Source organism: Hymenobacter aquaticus, assembly GCF_004765605.1.
GTDB classification, from domain to species: Bacteria; Bacteroidota; Bacteroidia; order Cytophagales; family Hymenobacteraceae; genus Hymenobacter; species Hymenobacter aquaticus.
In genome coordinates this window covers 603,094-618,299 of record NZ_SRLC01000001.1, presented here as the reverse complement: position 1 = coordinate 618,299, position 15,206 = coordinate 603,094, and the positions used below count along the sequence as shown (strand labels likewise).

Annotated in this window: 15 protein-coding genes; 13 read left to right on the top strand and 2 right to left on the bottom strand. The window is 62.6% G+C overall.

The window, feature by feature from the left end:
- The first annotated feature begins 56 nt into the window (after nt 1–56).
- On the top strand, nt 57–1,514 hold the full coding sequence (locus E5K00_RS02550) for a diadenylate cyclase (protein ID WP_135461370.1): 1,458 nt from the start codon (nt 57–59) through the stop codon (nt 1,512–1,514).
- 168 nt (nt 1,515–1,682) lie between these two features.
- On the top strand, nt 1,683–2,120 hold the full coding sequence (locus tag E5K00_RS02545; RefSeq protein WP_135461368.1) for a CHRD domain-containing protein: 438 nt from the start codon (nt 1,683–1,685) through the stop codon (nt 2,118–2,120).
- A gap of 78 nt (nt 2,121–2,198) precedes the next feature.
- Here E5K00_RS02545 and E5K00_RS02540 read toward each other — a convergent pair whose 3' ends face one another.
- A complete protein-coding gene (locus E5K00_RS02540) occupies nt 2,199–3,188 on the bottom strand; it encodes an aldo/keto reductase (protein ID WP_135461366.1) in 990 nt (329 codons plus the stop codon).
- Nucleotides 3,189–3,321: 133 nt separating this feature from the next.
- On the opposite strand from E5K00_RS02540, the gene E5K00_RS02535 reads away from it, so the two are divergent.
- The 6 genes from E5K00_RS02535 to E5K00_RS02510 all read left to right on the top strand — a co-directional run bounded on the left by E5K00_RS02535 (nt 3,322) and on the right by E5K00_RS02510 (nt 9,598).
- Entirely contained in the window at nt 3,322–3,843 is a 522-nt protein-coding gene (locus E5K00_RS02535; RefSeq protein ID WP_135461364.1) for a DUF4112 domain-containing protein, read from the top strand.
- Nucleotides 3,844–3,898: 55 nt separating this feature from the next.
- Nucleotides 3,899–4,333 (top strand): hypothetical protein, encoded by a 435-nt coding sequence (locus tag E5K00_RS02530; RefSeq protein WP_135461362.1) that lies wholly within the window; start codon nt 3,899–3,901, stop codon nt 4,331–4,333.
- A complete protein-coding gene (locus E5K00_RS02525; protein WP_167856724.1) occupies nt 4,330–5,016 on the top strand; it encodes an SCO family protein in 687 nt (228 codons plus the stop codon). The genes E5K00_RS02530 and E5K00_RS02525 overlap by 4 nt, the downstream gene beginning before the upstream one ends.
- Nucleotides 5,013–5,447 carry a c-type cytochrome gene (locus E5K00_RS02520; protein WP_135461360.1) on the top strand — a complete coding sequence of 145 codons (435 nt, stop codon included), beginning with the start codon at nt 5,013–5,015 and terminating at the stop codon, nt 5,445–5,447. Before E5K00_RS02525 ends, E5K00_RS02520 begins: the two co-directional genes overlap by 4 nt.
- A 118-nt stretch (nt 5,448–5,565) precedes the next feature.
- Nucleotides 5,566–6,528: an enhanced serine sensitivity protein SseB C-terminal domain-containing protein gene (locus E5K00_RS02515; RefSeq protein ID WP_135461358.1), complete on the top strand. Its 963-nt coding sequence runs from the start codon at nt 5,566–5,568 to the stop codon at nt 6,526–6,528.
- A gap of 634 nt (nt 6,529–7,162) precedes the next feature.
- Entirely contained in the window at nt 7,163–9,598 is a 2,436-nt protein-coding gene (locus tag E5K00_RS02510) for a T9SS type A sorting domain-containing protein (protein WP_167856723.1), read from the top strand.
- 259 nt (nt 9,599–9,857) lie between these two features.
- Here E5K00_RS02510 and E5K00_RS02505 read toward each other — a convergent pair whose 3' ends face one another.
- Nucleotides 9,858–10,379 carry a DUF2062 domain-containing protein gene (locus tag E5K00_RS02505; protein WP_167856722.1) on the bottom strand — a complete coding sequence of 174 codons (522 nt, stop codon included), beginning with the start codon at nt 10,377–10,379 and terminating at the stop codon, nt 9,858–9,860.
- Between the two features lie 101 nt (nt 10,380–10,480).
- Here E5K00_RS02505 and E5K00_RS02500 point away from each other — a divergent pair, with 101 nt between their 5' ends.
- From E5K00_RS02500 to E5K00_RS02480, 5 genes are all read left to right on the top strand, one after another.
- A complete protein-coding gene (locus E5K00_RS02500; protein ID WP_135461351.1) occupies nt 10,481–11,449 on the top strand; it encodes a YihY/virulence factor BrkB family protein in 969 nt (322 codons plus the stop codon).
- A gap of 197 nt (nt 11,450–11,646) precedes the next feature.
- Nucleotides 11,647–13,029 (top strand): DEAD/DEAH box helicase, encoded by a 1,383-nt coding sequence (locus E5K00_RS02495; RefSeq protein ID WP_135461349.1) that lies wholly within the window; start codon nt 11,647–11,649, stop codon nt 13,027–13,029.
- A 27-nt stretch (nt 13,030–13,056) separates the two neighbouring features.
- The gene (locus E5K00_RS02490) at nt 13,057–13,653 is read left to right on the top strand and encodes a hypothetical protein (protein ID WP_135461347.1); all 597 of its coding nucleotides are present in this window, start codon (nt 13,057–13,059) and stop codon (nt 13,651–13,653) included.
- 152 nt (nt 13,654–13,805) lie between these two features.
- Nucleotides 13,806–14,015, top strand: coding sequence for a hypothetical protein (locus E5K00_RS23030; RefSeq protein ID WP_245328191.1), 210 nt, complete (start codon nt 13,806–13,808; stop codon nt 14,013–14,015).
- Nucleotides 14,016–14,083: 68 nt separating this feature from the next.
- Nucleotides 14,084–15,031: a M90 family metallopeptidase gene (locus E5K00_RS02480; RefSeq protein WP_135461343.1), complete on the top strand. Its 948-nt coding sequence runs from the start codon at nt 14,084–14,086 to the stop codon at nt 15,029–15,031.
- Nucleotides 15,032–15,206 lie beyond the last annotated feature (175 nt).

The window sequence follows — 15,206 nt, the reverse complement described above, 5'->3', positions numbered from 1 at the left end:
TTTCCCGTACCTTCCGCAGTACGCCCTTCCTCTCGTTTGTTTGCCCGCCCCCCAGAATGCCCATGTGGGACCATCAAAGTCTATTCCGTGTCACGGCCCAATTGTTCGCCGATGGCATTTTCAACCTGCTTGACCGCAACCTGAAGCCTGAAGTTTTTTTGCTGGGCCTGGCCTCCGCCCGCGAGACGGACGAGCCCCAGGCCGTGGTCATTGAGCCCGCCACCCACCGCTACTCCCCGGCCGATTTTGCCGACGTGAAGGCCCAGGCCGCCGCCCTCGAGCCCGACGGCCCCCGCGACATGGTGTACCACCTGTACTCCACCGACCAGGACCGCTACGAGAAGCTGCGCTGGTACGACCTAATGCGCCGCGCCACCCTGCACCTGCTCACCGACCTGACCGAGGCGCGCGGCGAAGACCGCATCAGCTTCTGCTCGCTGCCCGTGAGCTTGCACGGCTACCTGGTCGTGGTGGTGTTGCAGCTCTCCAGCGAAGCCTACCACAGCTACTACTCGCTGCCGGTGCAGCAGCGGGGCACCCGCGCCCCGTCGCTGCTGAACGCGGCCGTGTACGAATTTTTGCAGGACTGCTCCCGGGCCCTGCGCGAATCGGATACGGATGAGGACCGGCCCGTGCTCGACCGGGACTACAACGAGGTGCTGCGCGCCGCCGGCCGCCGCTTTATGCTGCGCGCCGCCGCCGGCACCCACGGCCTCTACGATGCCTGCAACGGCGTGGCGGCCCTGCGCCACGAGGGCGACGAGGGCGTGGGCACCATGCTCGTGGCACGCCGCCACCACCCGGCCGTAGTGCCCGTGCTGACCCTGGAAACCCCGATTCCGCTGCGCGACCACCGCTCCATCCGGAAGCTACTGGAGCTGAGCGAGGGCCGCACGTCGCTGATTACGGACGCCTCCGACGTGTTTGGGCTGGGCCACGTGGTAGAGCCCAGCGACCCGCACTACGAGCCCCTGTTCACGGTGCACTTCACCAAGCACTACAGCTGGGAGCTGAGCCACGCCGGTCAGGTCATGATGAAAGTAGTGTCGAATACCCCGCGCCTGCCCCAGGGCCGCGTCGATGCCGAGAACTTCGCCAAAGCGGTGGGGCGCGTTTTTCCCCACGTCGATGAGCCGGGCATTGCCTACCTGTGGGAGCTCACCCAGAACGCCACCAAGCAAACGAATGGCACCATCCTGGTGATTTCGGAAGGGGCCGCCCAGGAAGCGGTGCGCCTCACCCGCCAGTGCTTCCGCGTGACGCCCCGCATCATGACGCCCTCGGTGCTACGCCTGGTCACCAACATCGACGGGGCCGTGTTCATCGACCCCAGCGGGGTGTGCTACGCCATTGGGGCCATTCTGGACGGGCTGGCCACGGAAAAAGGCGACTCCTCGCGCGGCTCCCGCTTCAACTCTGCCGTGCGCTACGTGGAAAGCAGCCGCTACGCCTGCGTGGCCATCGTCGTGAGTGAGGACGGCCTGATTGACCTGCTGCCCCCGCTCAAGCGGTAAGGCAACTGGCAGCCATTTATCTTGCCGACCACCTGTTACTCTGCGCCTTACCGGCAGCGGGGTAAAATATTTGTCTAAAATCGTTTTTCTATAAATCCGCTTCTACCGGCGGCTTCGTAGTATCTGCCCACACACCAGCTTCTCTCACCTCTATTGCACCCCGTTCATATGAAAAAAGCTTACCTCTACCTGGCCCTGTCGGCCGCTACCCTGTTTACCGCCTGCAGCAAAGACGACGAAACGACTGCGCCAGCCGCGACGACCACCGAAACCACGGCCACGATTAACGGAGCCCAGCAAACCCCGGCCAACAACTCCACGGCCACCGGCACCTTCACGGGCACCTACAACAGCGGCACCAAGCAACTGGCCTACACCGTTACGTACCAAGGCATTACCGCCACGGCCGGCCATATTCACTTGGGTGGCCCCGGCGTAGCGGGCGGCGTAGCCGTTCCCTTCGACAAACTAGCCTCGCCCATCACCGGCACCGTGACGCTGACGGCCGACCAGGCCGACAAGCTGCTCACCAACGGCCTGTATGTGAACATTCACTCGGCGGCATACCCGCAGGGTGAAATTCGCGGCGACATCCGCAAAAAATAAGCTCCCTAACTACCCAAGAAAAAGGCCCGTGCTGCATGCACGGGCCTTTTTTTATTCATTGCAACGAAAGCCGGTCAGCTAACCGTTGACGCTGCGCATCATCTGCTCGGGGTAGCGCAGGCCCGCGGCCACGCCTTTGGGGGCAATTTCGTCGAGCTGACGAAGCTCATCGGCCGTGAGTTGCACCTCCAGGGCCCCCAGGTTTTCTTCCAGGTAGCTGATGCGCTTGGTGCCGGGAATTGGCACGATGTCCGGGCCCTGGGCCAGCACCCAAGCCAGGGCCAGCTGGCTGGCCGAGCAGCCTTTCTGGCCGGCCAAATCCTTGATGCGGGCTACCAGGTCCAGGTTTTTCTGGAAGTTCTCGCCCTGGAAGCGGGGCGTGTGGCGGCGGTAGTCGTCCTGGTCGAGGTCCTCAAACTTCTGGATCTGGCCGGTCAGGAAGCCGCGGCCCAGGGGGCTGTAGGGCACGAAGCCGATGCCCAACTCGCGCACCGTGGGCAGAATCTCGTCTTCCGGGTCACGGCTCCAGAGCGAATATTCGGTTTGCAACGCCGAAATGGGATGCACGGCGTGGGCCCGGCGCACGGTGTCGGCGGCGGCCTCCGAGAGGCCCAGAAAACGCACTTTGCCTTCCTCCACCAAACGGCTCATGGCCCCCACGGTTTCCTCGATGGGCGTGCTGGGGTCGACGCGGTGCTGGTAGTAGAGGTCGATGTAGTCGGTGCCCAGGCGCTTGAGGCTGCCTTCGCAGGCCTGGCGCACGTACTCGGGGCGGCCATTCACGCCGCGCTTGGTGGGGTCGTTCGGGTCGCGCTGAATCCCGAACTTGGTGGCCAGCACCACTTGCTGGCGCCGGCCCTGGAAGGCCCGGCCGACCAATTCCTCGTTCAGGTAAGGGCCGTACATGTCGGCCGTGTCGAAAAAGGTGACGCCCAGCTCCTGGGCCCGGTGCAGGGTGCGGGTGCTTTCCGCGTCGTCGCGCTGCCCGTAGAAGTCGGACATGCCCATGCAGCCCAGGCCCAGGGCCGAGACGCGCAGGCCCTGCTGGCCCAAATTGCGAGTTTCCATGTAGTGTGTGGTTGTGGTGAAACGGTATCGAACAAGTATAACCTACGAGCCGCGGGTTTGATTGGCTACGCTAAACGGAATCCGCCCATCGTTTTGGCGGGACGTGCGTTAAAAGCACAAACCCCTCCGCACTATGGCTACCCCGACCCGACAAACCAATCTTCCGAACCCCGTGGCCGCTACCTTCGACCAGGACGAGCGGCTGCGCTGGGTGGAGCGCGTGGCCCGCCTCATGGACAGCCAGTTTACCCTGCCCGGTACCTCCTTCCGCTTCGGCCTCGACCCGCTTCTGGGGTTGCTGCCCGTCGTCGGCGACCTGTCCACCTTCGCCGTTTCGGGCGCGTTGCTCATGACCATGATGCGGCACGGGGCCAGCGGGGCCGTGGTGGTGCGCATGGTGCTCAACATTCTGCTTGACACCATCGTGGGCGCCATTCCCATTCTGGGCAACATCTTCGACTTCGCCTATAAAAGCAACGAGCGAAACGTGGCCCTGCTGCGGGCCCACTACGCCGAGGGCAAGCACGCGGGCAGCGGCCGGGCGCTGCTCACGGTGGTGCTCATCGGCTTTCTGATCTTTCTGGGCGCGCTTATCTGGGGCCTCTGGACGCTGACGGCCTGGCTCTGGCAGTACGGCAGCCAGCATTGGTGGTAACCCCGGCCGGCTCCTGTAGCGTGCGAGTGCCGGCCGCGTGGCGTACCTTTGCCGCGTGTTTACCTTCCGTCCTTCCCTGCTGCTGGCCGTGGGCTGCGCAGCCCTGGTAGCTGCCTGCGGCAGCGGCCCCACTGAGCAGCAGCAAGTTGAGGCTGCCGAAAAAGCCGTGCTGGCCAGCCACGATACCCTCATGGCCCAGATGGGCCAGCTCTACGACCTGCGCCAGAAACTGCAAAAGTCCCCGGGGCCCGACACGGTGCTGGCCGGCCGGCAGCGCCGCAACCTGCTGCAAGCCGATGCGGCCATGATGGGCTGGATGCACCAGTACCGCAAGCCCGCCGACTCGGTGGCCGCCGCCGCCAAGCTGCGCTACTTTGCCGGGCAACAGCAGAAAATAGATTCGGTGGGCCGGCTGATGCGCCAGAACCTTGACTCGGCCAAGCTGGTTTTACAGCTGGCTGCCCCTTCTTCTAACGCCCCCGCTCAATGATTTTCTCCTCGTTTCGCCGCGCCTGCCAGGTTGCTTTGCTAGCGGCCAGCAGTGCCCTGGCCTTTGCCTCCTGCTCCGATAAAAATGATACGGCCCAGGCCCTGCCCTACATCGGGGAGCGGGACGTGCGGCCCCGCGCCGACGGTGGCCCGGCCGATACCATCTTCGCCGCCATTCCCAGCTTCACGCTGACCGACCAGGACGGTAAGACCATTACCAACCAGACGTTTGCCGGCAAGGTCTACGTGGCCGACTTCTTCTTCGCCACTTGCCCCAGCATCTGCCCCAAGATGCAGAGCGAGATGCTGCGCGTCTACGAGCAGTTCAAGGGCAATCCGCAGGTGCTGTTTTTGTCGCACACCATCGACCCGGCCCACGACTCCATCCCGGTGCTGCGCGACTACGCCCAGCGCCTGGGCATTCAGGATGCCAGCCGCTGGCACTTCGCCACTGCCCCCCACGACACGATTTTCAGCCTGGCCCAGCGCTACATGACGGCCGCCCAGAAAGACAGCGGCGTGCCCGGCGGCTACGCCCACAGCGGCACCTTTGCCCTGATTGACTCCGAGCGGCATATTCGCGGCGTGTACGACGGCATGGTGAAAGAGGAAGTAGACCGGCTGATCAAGGAGCTGCCCGTGCTGCTCCAGGAAGAGGCGGCCAAGCAGAAAAAAGCCCCATGAGCGCGCTGCAGCAGCCGCTGTGGTACCTGCGCGCCCTGGCCGTGGTGGCCGGGAGCCTGAGCGTCATGAGCTGCTTTTCCAACCGGCAGAACGAGGGCGCCAAGCTCTACGAGACCCACTGCGCCAACTGCCACGGGGCGCAGGGCGAAGGCCTCAAGCGCCTGATTCCGCCCCTGGCCGGCTCCGACTACCTGACCACAAGCCGGGGCAGCCTGGCCTGCCTGGTGCGCAAGGGCGTGAAAGGCCCGCTGCTGGTGAATGGAGTGGAATTCAACCAGGTGATGCCCCCGGCCGACTCCCACCTGACCGACTCCCAGATTACCAACATCCTGAACTTCGTGCAGACTTCCTGGGGCAATAAGGGCGAGATTTTCACGATTCGGGAAGTGACCGAGCAGCTGCAAGGCTGCGGGGCCAGCGACGGGCGCTAAGCCCTGACCAAAACCCGCTGGGAACCAAATTGCTACCATAAAAGTCATAGCAAGGAGCATTTTTGGCGGCATTCTTCCGCAAACCTCCTTAGCTTGCATATCCAATCTACTCTGTCCTATGGGTCTCTTCGACTTTCTGAAATCCAACAAACCGGCGCCCCAGGCGCCTGCTTCCCCGGCTCCCGCCGCCCCCGGCGCGGCCCCGTCGGCTCCCGCTCCCGACGCATCGGCTCCCGCCGGGCCGCGCTACAAAGGCTCCAGCTACACCTCGCCCACGCCGGCCGCGCCCGCTCCGTCGATGCCCATGCCCCAGATGCCGATTCCGGAGCTGCCCAGCATGCCCCACTTCGAGCCCCTGAACGTGCTGGAGCAGCTGCTGTTCAACGCCGCCACCATGCCCGAGTTCCGGCCCGGCTTCTACCAGGCCCTGCTCAATGAGGAGGTGTTCGTGGTCACGATTCCGAAGGAAGGCGAGCCCGGCGGTGAAGTGACGCCGGTGGAAGGCATGGAAATTCAGCTGCAAGTGCTCAACGACGGCAAAATCCCGGTTTTCACCGCCAAGGAGCGCATCTTCGAAGCCGAAGGCACCGACGAGTTGCTGCCCTACATGCGCCTGCGCGGCCTCGACTTCTTCCAGATGGTGCAGGGAGCCGACTGCGCCCTAAACCCCTTCTCGACCGTGGGCAAGATGCTGCCCGCCACCGAAATTGCCGAGCTGCTCAGCAGCAACCTGGCCCAGGCGGCGCCCGGCAACGTGCAGGTGATGCTGGGCGCGCCCACCGAAGAGCACGCCAAGATTATCGAGGCCCTGCGGCAATTTGCCCTGAGCAAGCCCCAGGTGGAAGCGGCGCACGTGGCCGTGGTGCATTTCCAGGACAACACCACGCCCTCGCGCCTGCTGCTGGCCTTCTACACCGACGACAACGACCCCGCCTTCCTCGAAGAAATGGGCCCCGTCATGCAGGGCAACATTCAGGAAAACGACCTGGTCGACGTGATGGTGCTGGACAAAGCCTCCCCGGAGCCGCTGAACCAGTATTTCCTACAAGCCGAACCCGTCTACAAACGGGCCGAAGCCTAAGCTTAGTTTTTCACCAACCAGAAAGCTTCGGCCATTGCGGCCGGGGCTTACCTAAATCGTCTAAGGCGTTCCGGCTAATAGCCAGAACGCCTTTTTCGTATTGCTGGCATCTCAGCAAACAGAGACTGTAACACGCCGGGCAGCACATACCGCTCGTGTTGATGTAAAGGACCGTTTTATGAATGCCGGTAGTTCACGGAAAAACCCTTGGTGTCAACGAGCCCCCATGGATTACTACCTGTTCATACTCTTGGCCGATATATGTTCCGTTATGATAACCAGAGGCTTAAGATAAGCCTGACTTGTCCTGTTGATCAAGACATACGAGCCCCAGCATTCATTTCTCGGCGAACGTTTAGATACCGGCGCTGGAATGCCCGTACGGTGCAGTGTTGCACCTTACCGTTGGTAATATCGAAATAATACAAAAATCAAAATACCAAAAAGTAGGTATTGTCATACTTTGCCGGGTGTTTAATCTTTACATGATTTCTTCACTCGTCGTCGTTCTGCTATGCATACCTCTGCTACCCGGCTGCTACTAAACAACTTATTTACTCGTTGGGCACTGCTGCTGTGTCTGTGCTGGGCCAGGCCCGGTTTTGCTGCTCCTCTGCCAAGTGGCGAGGCCCCATTGGCTACTTCCCTGGCCCACGCGCTAAACCCCGATGGAACGCTGCGAACCGGCATTACTGGCTCCTTCGATGCCCACGATTTCACGATGAGCACCGCCCCGGATGGCCGCCCTGTCTTTCATAGTGCTTCTGTTGCAGGAGCTGGAGACCAGTTTTGGCAGGACGGATTTGCGCTAGCCGGAACCAATGGCCGGGTAAACGCCATCGTTGCTTCCGGCAGTACAGTGTATATCGGCGGAACCTTTACCGCGGTGGGGAATACTGCTGCTCGAAACATCGCCAAATGGGATGGTACTTCTTGGTCTGCGCTGGGCGGAGGGACGAATGGCGGAACAGGCGTCGGGGTCAATGCATTGGCCTTGGCAGCCAATGGAGACCTCTACGTGGGGGGATCTTTTACCTTCGTTGGGAGTCTGGCGGCTAATCGAATAGCCAAATGGAGCGGAAATGCCTGGAGCGCCTTGGGTGCCGGAGTGAACAGCACCGTATTTGCTTTGGCCCTGGATGGCGCTGATCTGTATGTGGGCGGTAGCTTTACGCAGGCTGGTGGCAACCCGGCGAACAGAATTGCTCGGTGGAGTGGAAGCAGCTGGAGCGCCCTGGGAGTTGGCACCAATGACAACGTGAATGCCCTGGCCGTGAATCCAATGGGGGTGTACGTGGGCGGCCGGTTTTCGCAGGCGGGCGGGGTAGCCGCTGGCGGGGTAGCCTTGTGGGCAGGAAGTACCTGGCTGGCGCTGGGCACGGGCGTAAACGGCGAGGTCAAGGCCGTGGCCGTGGCGGGCTTTGCCGTGTACGTAGGAGGCGGATTTACTCAAGCCGGCGGTGTAGAGGCAAAACAGGTTGCGAAATGGGAAAACGGAGCGTGGCTTCCACTCGGCGGAGGAATTGACGGCGGGGGCGTGTTTGCGTTGGCCGTGCAAGGCACAGAGGTGTATGCAGGCGGCACCTTCTCGCAGGCCGGGGGCGCACCAGTCCGTCGGATTGCGAAGTGGAATGGTGGCGCCTGGAGCACGGTGGGGAGTGGCATTGACGAGGATAAGGGTGGCGGGGATGTCTTTGCCTTGGCGAAGAATGGGCCGGACCTGTACGCCGGTGGAAATTTTCCCGCAGCGGGGGGCGTTACCGCGTTTTCCGTCGCCAAATGGAATGGTTCAGTCTGGAGTGCAGTGAGTCCGGGAAACGGCGGGACTATTCGGGCCGTAGCGGTGAGCGGAACCCAGGTCTATGTGGGCGGGTCTTTCGACCGGATTGGAAACATCTTTACTGGCTGCGTAGCCAAATGGGACGGAACTACGTGGAGTTCAGTTGGTGGTGGCCTGGCCATGCATCCTGGCTTTACGGGCGGCGTCTATCACTTAGCGGTGAGCGGCGCTACCGTCTACGCTGGCGGATCATTTCAAAGCCCTACTGCCTCAGGCTCCGGTCTTAGTAATAGAGTAGCCCGATGGAATGGCAGCACCTGGTCAGATCTGGGTGACGTTAGCCATATAAATGCCATGGCGGCCGGCCCTGGCGGCCTCTACATCTCAGGTGGCATTCCTGTTTCCTCTGGAGTGGTAGCAGGTGGGGTGTTCCGGTGGAATGGCGCTTCCTGGAGTAGTGTTGGCTGCCTGCAAGGGGCCGGCAGTGCGATGGTTTTTATTGGCCCCGACTTATACGTCGCGGGCGCAGGAGGCCCGTGCCTGCCCGCGTGCCTGGTTGCCAAGTGGGACGGCAGCGTCTGGAGCGCGTTGGGCGCGGGCAGTGGAAGCGTTTTGGCAATGGCAGCCAGCGGCTCTGACCTTTATGTTGGTGGTAGCTTTACCTCCATTGCCGGGGTACCTGCCAACCGCGTAGCCAAATGGAATGGCAGCACCTGGAGCGCATTAGGGGGAGGCGCGAATCAAACCGTTCGGGCTATTGCTACCCATGGCGCCAACGTCTACATCGGGGGCTCCTTTACTTCCGTCGCGGCATCACCAGTATACGATGCCGTATACGTTGCCAAGTGGAATGGCAGCACCTGGAGCAGCCTGGGTTCCGGATTGAACGGGTCGGTTGAGGCATTAGCGGTGGGGCGGGATGGAGAAGTCTGCGCCGGTGGAAACTTTACGACTGTGGGAGGAGGGTCAATTTTTAGTCCCAGAGAAACCAATAAGGTTTCGGCTTTTTTCGGAATTTATAACGAGCCGCAAGGCCCACTGGCCACAGCTTCTCCCCGCAGGGCAGTACTCGGATTGTATCCCAACCCGGCCCAGGCCAGCGCAACATTGAGTTTGCCCGCTGTGGCCTACTCTCGTCAAGTTCAGGTGATTGACGGGTTGGGGCGCGTAATCCGGTCCGTTACGCTGCCGGCGGCGGCTAGCTCACTGCGACTGGACCTGCGGGAACTGGCGGCGGGCATCTACACGGTGCGCTGCGACAAGGCAACGGCTCAATTAGTAGTGGAATGAGGTTTTTATAGCCCCATGTAGCAGGGCACGATGTAGATACACACCCATCAACCAGTACCCGAAGAGAGCTTCGACCCATCATCGGGAGCCCTTTTTTATAAAGCCTCGACAGTTTCGGCCGAGTTCAAGAAACTGATTCCCCTTTCGACGTTCACGAAACTCAGCGTTGCGACGCGTTTCGTGAACGTCTGGCTTTTCGAAAGATTTGGGTAAGAACAAGCCATTGCGACTGAGGCTTTTTCTTGAACGCAAGACAGCTCTACGCCGGCACCACGGCCTGCCGGGCCAGCAGCCGGCGGAACACGGGCTTCGAGCCAAAGTAGAGCAGCAGCCCCAGCGGCACCGACAGCACCGCCCAGAGCAGCACGGCCCCTACCCCGGCCCGCCACAGCAGGCTTAGGGCGCTGCTCCAGTCGTGGGCGAAGAGGGTGCGCAGCTGGGCGATGGTCAGCTCGGGGCCCTGGCCGTTGCCCAGCAGGCGGGCCCCCCAGCGCAGGAGCGGAATGAGCACCAGCAGCTGCAAGGGGCTCATCAGGTGGCTGACGATGAGCGTGGCCGCCACGTTCAGGCGCAGGCGCACGGCGGCAAAGGACGCCAGCACGGTGGTAATGCCCAGAATGGGCACCAGGCCCAGGGGCACGCCCAGGGCTACCGTGAGGGCCAGCTGGGGCGGCGTGAGGCCCTGGCGCAGAATGTTGCGCAGGGGCTCCAGCACCCGCTGCCGCCAGCTGGGGCGTTGGGGCGGCGCCGGGGGCAGCACGGGTGGAACGGAGGACGACACGGGCAAGGCGGGCTAGAAAGAGTCTGGGCAGTACGACGCCGGCACCTTACCTTCGCTATTCGCACCAAACGGCTTTGCGCTGAAGTTCGTACGCGAAACCGATGACAAATGTACGCCAGCCGGGGCAGCCCCGGCGAAAAGTCTGGACAGATTTCTTCCTGCTGCTGCGCCGGGCGGCCCAGGAATTTGCCCTGAACGACCCGCTGCGGCTCGGGGCGGCCACGGCTTTTTTCACCACGTTTGCCCTGCCCCCCATCCTGATTATCCTGATTCAGCTGCTGGGCTCGGTGTATTCGGCCTCGGGCGTGCGCCAGCTGCTGCTCGATAAGCTCTCGGCCCTGCTGGGCACCTCGGCGGCCGAGCTGGTCGAGCAGATTCTGCTGAACGTCAGCAATATTGAGCGCAGCCGCCTGTTTACCTGGCTGGGCTTCGGGTTTCTGCTCTTTATTGCCACCACCCTGTTCGTGGTGATTCAGAACTCGCTGAACCAGCTCTGGCAGGTGCGCTCCAACCGCAGCACCGGCCGCTTCAGCAAGATGCTCAAGGAGCGCACCCGCTCCCTGGGGTTGCTCCTGACCACGGGCCTGCTCTCGTTGGTGGCCTTTCTGAGCGACGCGCTGCTGGCTTTCTTCGCCGACTACATCCGCAGCTTCGACCCCAACTTCGGCTACTTTCTGGTGCAGGCCCTCAACCAGCTCGTGTCGCTGCTGATTCTGGCCGTGTGGTTTGGCGTCACGTTTCGCAACCTGAGCTACGCCCGCGTGCCCTGGAAAGCCGTGCTGCGCGGGGCGGTGCTCACGGCCGTGCTCATCGACCTGGGCGAGTTTGCCCTGGGTCACCTGCTGGTGCCGCGCAACCTGGGCCCCATCTACGGCCACGCCTCCAGCATCGTGCTGGTGCTGCTGTTCGTGTTCTACTCGGCCATGATTTTCTACTTCGGGGCCTGCTTTACCAAAGTGTATGCGCACTACGTGGGCTTGGATATCCGGCCCAAGAAAAACGCCGTGCGCTACCGCCTGGTCGACTTGCCCGCCGAACCCCGGCACCGCGGCGCCTCGGGAACGTGGTAGGCGGTGAATGAATGAGTGAATGAGTGAATGAGTGAAGTGCGCGGCGCGGCGAGCCTTCCCGCCGGGCCACGCGGCACGTCGGCAGACTTGCGGAGCAGAACAGCGGCTTGCTTGCTTACTTGCTTACTATCCCAACCCCACCCTGCGGCTGCCGCGAAAATCCGCCGTACCTTTGCCTTTGTACTATACCGTTTCGCATGCCCTCTTTTGCCGACCTTGGCCTCGCGCCGTCCCTGTTACAAGCCCTGGAAGAGCTGAATTTTACCGTTCCCACACCCGTTCAGGAGCAAGTAATTCCGATGGCCCTGGCCGCCCAGGACGTGGTGGGCCAGGCCCCCACCGGCTCGGGCAAAACGGCCGCCTACGGCCTGTCCATCCTGCACCAGGTGGATGTGAAGCTCGACGCGGTACAGATTATCGTGCTGGTGCCGGCCCGGGAGCTGGCCCTGCAGGTGCGCGACGCCCTCAAGAAGCTCGGCAAATACGTGCCCAACCTGCGGGTGGCGGCCTTCTACGGCGGCCACGCCTTCCGCGACGAAACGGCTTCGCTCAAGCAGGCTCCTCACATCGTGGTGGCCACGCCCGGCCGCCTGCTCGACCACTTCGAGCGCCGCACCATTATTCCCAACCAGCTCAAAGTCCTGATCCTGGACGAGGCCGACAAGCTGCTGGAGCTGGGCTTCCAGGATGAGCTGGTCGAAATCATCAAGCGCCTGCCCCGCCGCCGCCAGACGCTGCTGTTCTCGGCCACGATGTCGGATAAGGTGCTGGATCTGATTCGCAAGAACCTGACCCGGCCCCGGGTAGTGAATGCCGGGGAAGACGAAGGCACGCTGCCCGAAAACCTGTCATTGCGCGGCCACGTGGGCCCCATCGAGAAGAAGCCCGCCGCCCTGCTGCACCTGCTGCACCAGCCCGAGACCGGCCGCGCCCTCATCTTCTGCAACACCCGCGAGAAGTGCTCCGAGCTGGCCCGCTTCCTGCAGGGCCGGGGCGTGGCGGCCGAGGTGCTGCACGGCAAAATGCCTCAGCCCGAGCGCGACAAAGCCCTGATGAAGCTGCGCAACGGCTCCAGCCAGGTGGTAGTAGCCACCGACGTAGCCGCCCGCGGCCTCGACGTAACCGCCCTCGACACGGTTATTCAGTACGACGCGCCCGACAAGGCCGACTCCTTCCAGCACCGGGCCGGCCGCACGGCCCGGGCCGGCGCCGAGGGCGTGGCCCACATCCTGGCCACGCCCCACGAGCAGAAGCACGTGCAGAAGTGGCCGGTGGCCGAAACCATCAAGTGGCAGGACATGCACGCGCCCAAGCTGCCGCCGGCCGCGCCCAAGGCCCCCCGCCCCACCAGCACCACCCTGCACGTCTCGGCCGGCCGCCGCGACAAAGTCAGTGCCCACGACCTGGTGGGTACCTTCGTGGCCCACGGTGGCCTGGAGCGCGACGCCGTCGGCCATATCGAGGTATTCGACCACTACAGCTACGTGGCCGTACCCCGGGAGCAGGCCCAGGAAGTAGCCAACCGCGTGACCGGCGCCAAGATCAAAGGCCGCAAGATTCGGGTTTCGGTGGTGGAGTAAACAAGCTATACTGTGAGGGCTAGCCCGATGGAAGACAAAAATCCTAGTCGCTTCACCGGCGGCCCTCGCACTATTTACAGCTTCACCAATACGTTCGTCGTCGAATGTCCGCATTGCCGAAACCGGGCGGAAGTCCGCAAAAACTCAGTTTCCGGCCAGTACGAGTTTCATTGCTACGCTTGTCATCGGTGCCTAGCGCAACGGATGCTTTATACATTATCCGTTAACCAATACTGTCCGGATTGTGGATATCGGCTGAAGGTTAATCTTCCGGCCGTAAAGCAAAAGACCAGCTTTATTCGCCTCACCTGCCCGGACTGTGACCACACAAACAAGTTTACTCCCACGTACGAGGGCTGTGTATTACCTATAGCGCAAGGGGGAGAAATCGAGCCGCATTTCGGCACCGAGCTGTGGCTTCAGGTGCCGTTTGGCGCGGACACATTGTGGGCGTACAACTACGAGCATCTTCAGCATCTGAAGCAGTACGTTCAGGCGAAGCTACGCCAGCGTCAAGCTCCTGACTTCTCGCCAATGGTTGAACGGTTGCCGACGTTTATTAAGTCGGCCAAAAACCGGGACTCTTTGCTGGCCGCCATCGAAAGACTCACCCTCAAAAAGTAGCCTACCCCATTTTAGACTCCCCAACCACCGAACCGCGCCAGCTGCTGTTCATCTGCAGCCAGAACCGCTGGCGCAGCCTCACGGCCGAGCGGCTTTTCGACGGACACCCGCACTACGAGGCCCGCTCGGCCGGCACTGAGCCGGGCGCCCGGGTGCGGGTGCAGGCCGGGCACCTGGGCTGGGCCGACGTGATTTTCGTGATGGAGCGCCGCCACGCCGAACTCCTGCGCGCCAAGTTTGGGGCGGAGCTGGCCGGCAAGCCCATCATCAACCTGCGCATTCCCGACAAATTCCAGTTTCTGGCCCCGCTGCTGGTCGAGCTGCTGCGCGAGCGGCTGCGGGAGCATTTGCCCCGGCTGTAGCCCAGGCACTTGTTCGGCTTTCCCCGACTTTTCGATAACCAAATGGCGGGGGACGCGTTTACCGGGCCATGAATTACGTTGTCTGGCTGGCCGTGCTGGCGGTTATTGTCTTCCTGTTTTACCGCTACGTTACCCGCGCCACCCGGGTGAAGGCCGCCGCCCTGGCCACGGAGTTTCCGGCCGCCTGGCGCGACATCCTGACCAACCGCGTGGCCTTTTACCTGTCCCTCTCCGACGTGGAAAAGGCGCGGTTCGAGAAGCGCGTGCAGGTATTTCTGGCCCAAACCCGCATTACCGGCATCCAGACCGACATCGACGATGTGACCCGGGTGCTGGTGGCCGCCTCGGCCATCATTCCCGTGTTCGGCTTTCCCGATTGGGAGTACGGCCACCTGAGCGAGGTGCTGGTGGTGCCCGACGCCTGGAAAGAGCGCCAGGACGCCGGCCGGGAGCACGCGCCGCTGGCCGGCACGCTGCTGGGCTCGGTACGCAACTTCCAGACTTCCCACTACATGCACCTTTCCAAGGCCTCCCTGGAGCAGGGCTTCCGCGACGGCATGGACAAGCAGAACGTGGGCATCCACGAGTTTGCCCACCTGCTCGACGAAGCCGACGGCGTGATTGACGGGGTGCCGGCCCTGGCGTTTCCGGCGGCCCTGCGCCCCGAGTGGGAAGCCGTCATGGCGCGCGAAATTGCCGCCATCCGGGCCGGCCGCTCCGAAATCAACGACTACGCGGGCACCAACGAAGCGGAGTTTTTTGCCGTCGTGACGGAATATTTCTTCGAGAAGCCCGAAAAGCTCCAGGCTGAACACCCCGAGCTTTACGGCCTGCTGCTGCTGGCCTTCCGCCAGAATCCGCGCAGCCGCTTCCGGCAGTGGGCCACCGACCCGCGCGAATGGCTCAAAACCCTGCGCTCCAAGCGCAAGTTCGGCCGCAACGACCCCTGCCCCTGCGGCAGCGGCAAGAAGTACAAAGACTGCCACATGCAGCAGCAAGAAGCCCAGGCCGCATAATTCAGCCGTTGTTACGGGGCACCGCCGAAGCCCTCCGTCCGCTACGCAGCCCATTCCGATCTTTTGCCCGAAAGCCCTTTTCCGCCCCGGCCGGAAAGGGCTTTTCCATACCGCAATAACCCGCCGCCCGCGTGTAGAGACGCATACTTGCGGCTCGTCGTTGAACGGCCAAGGC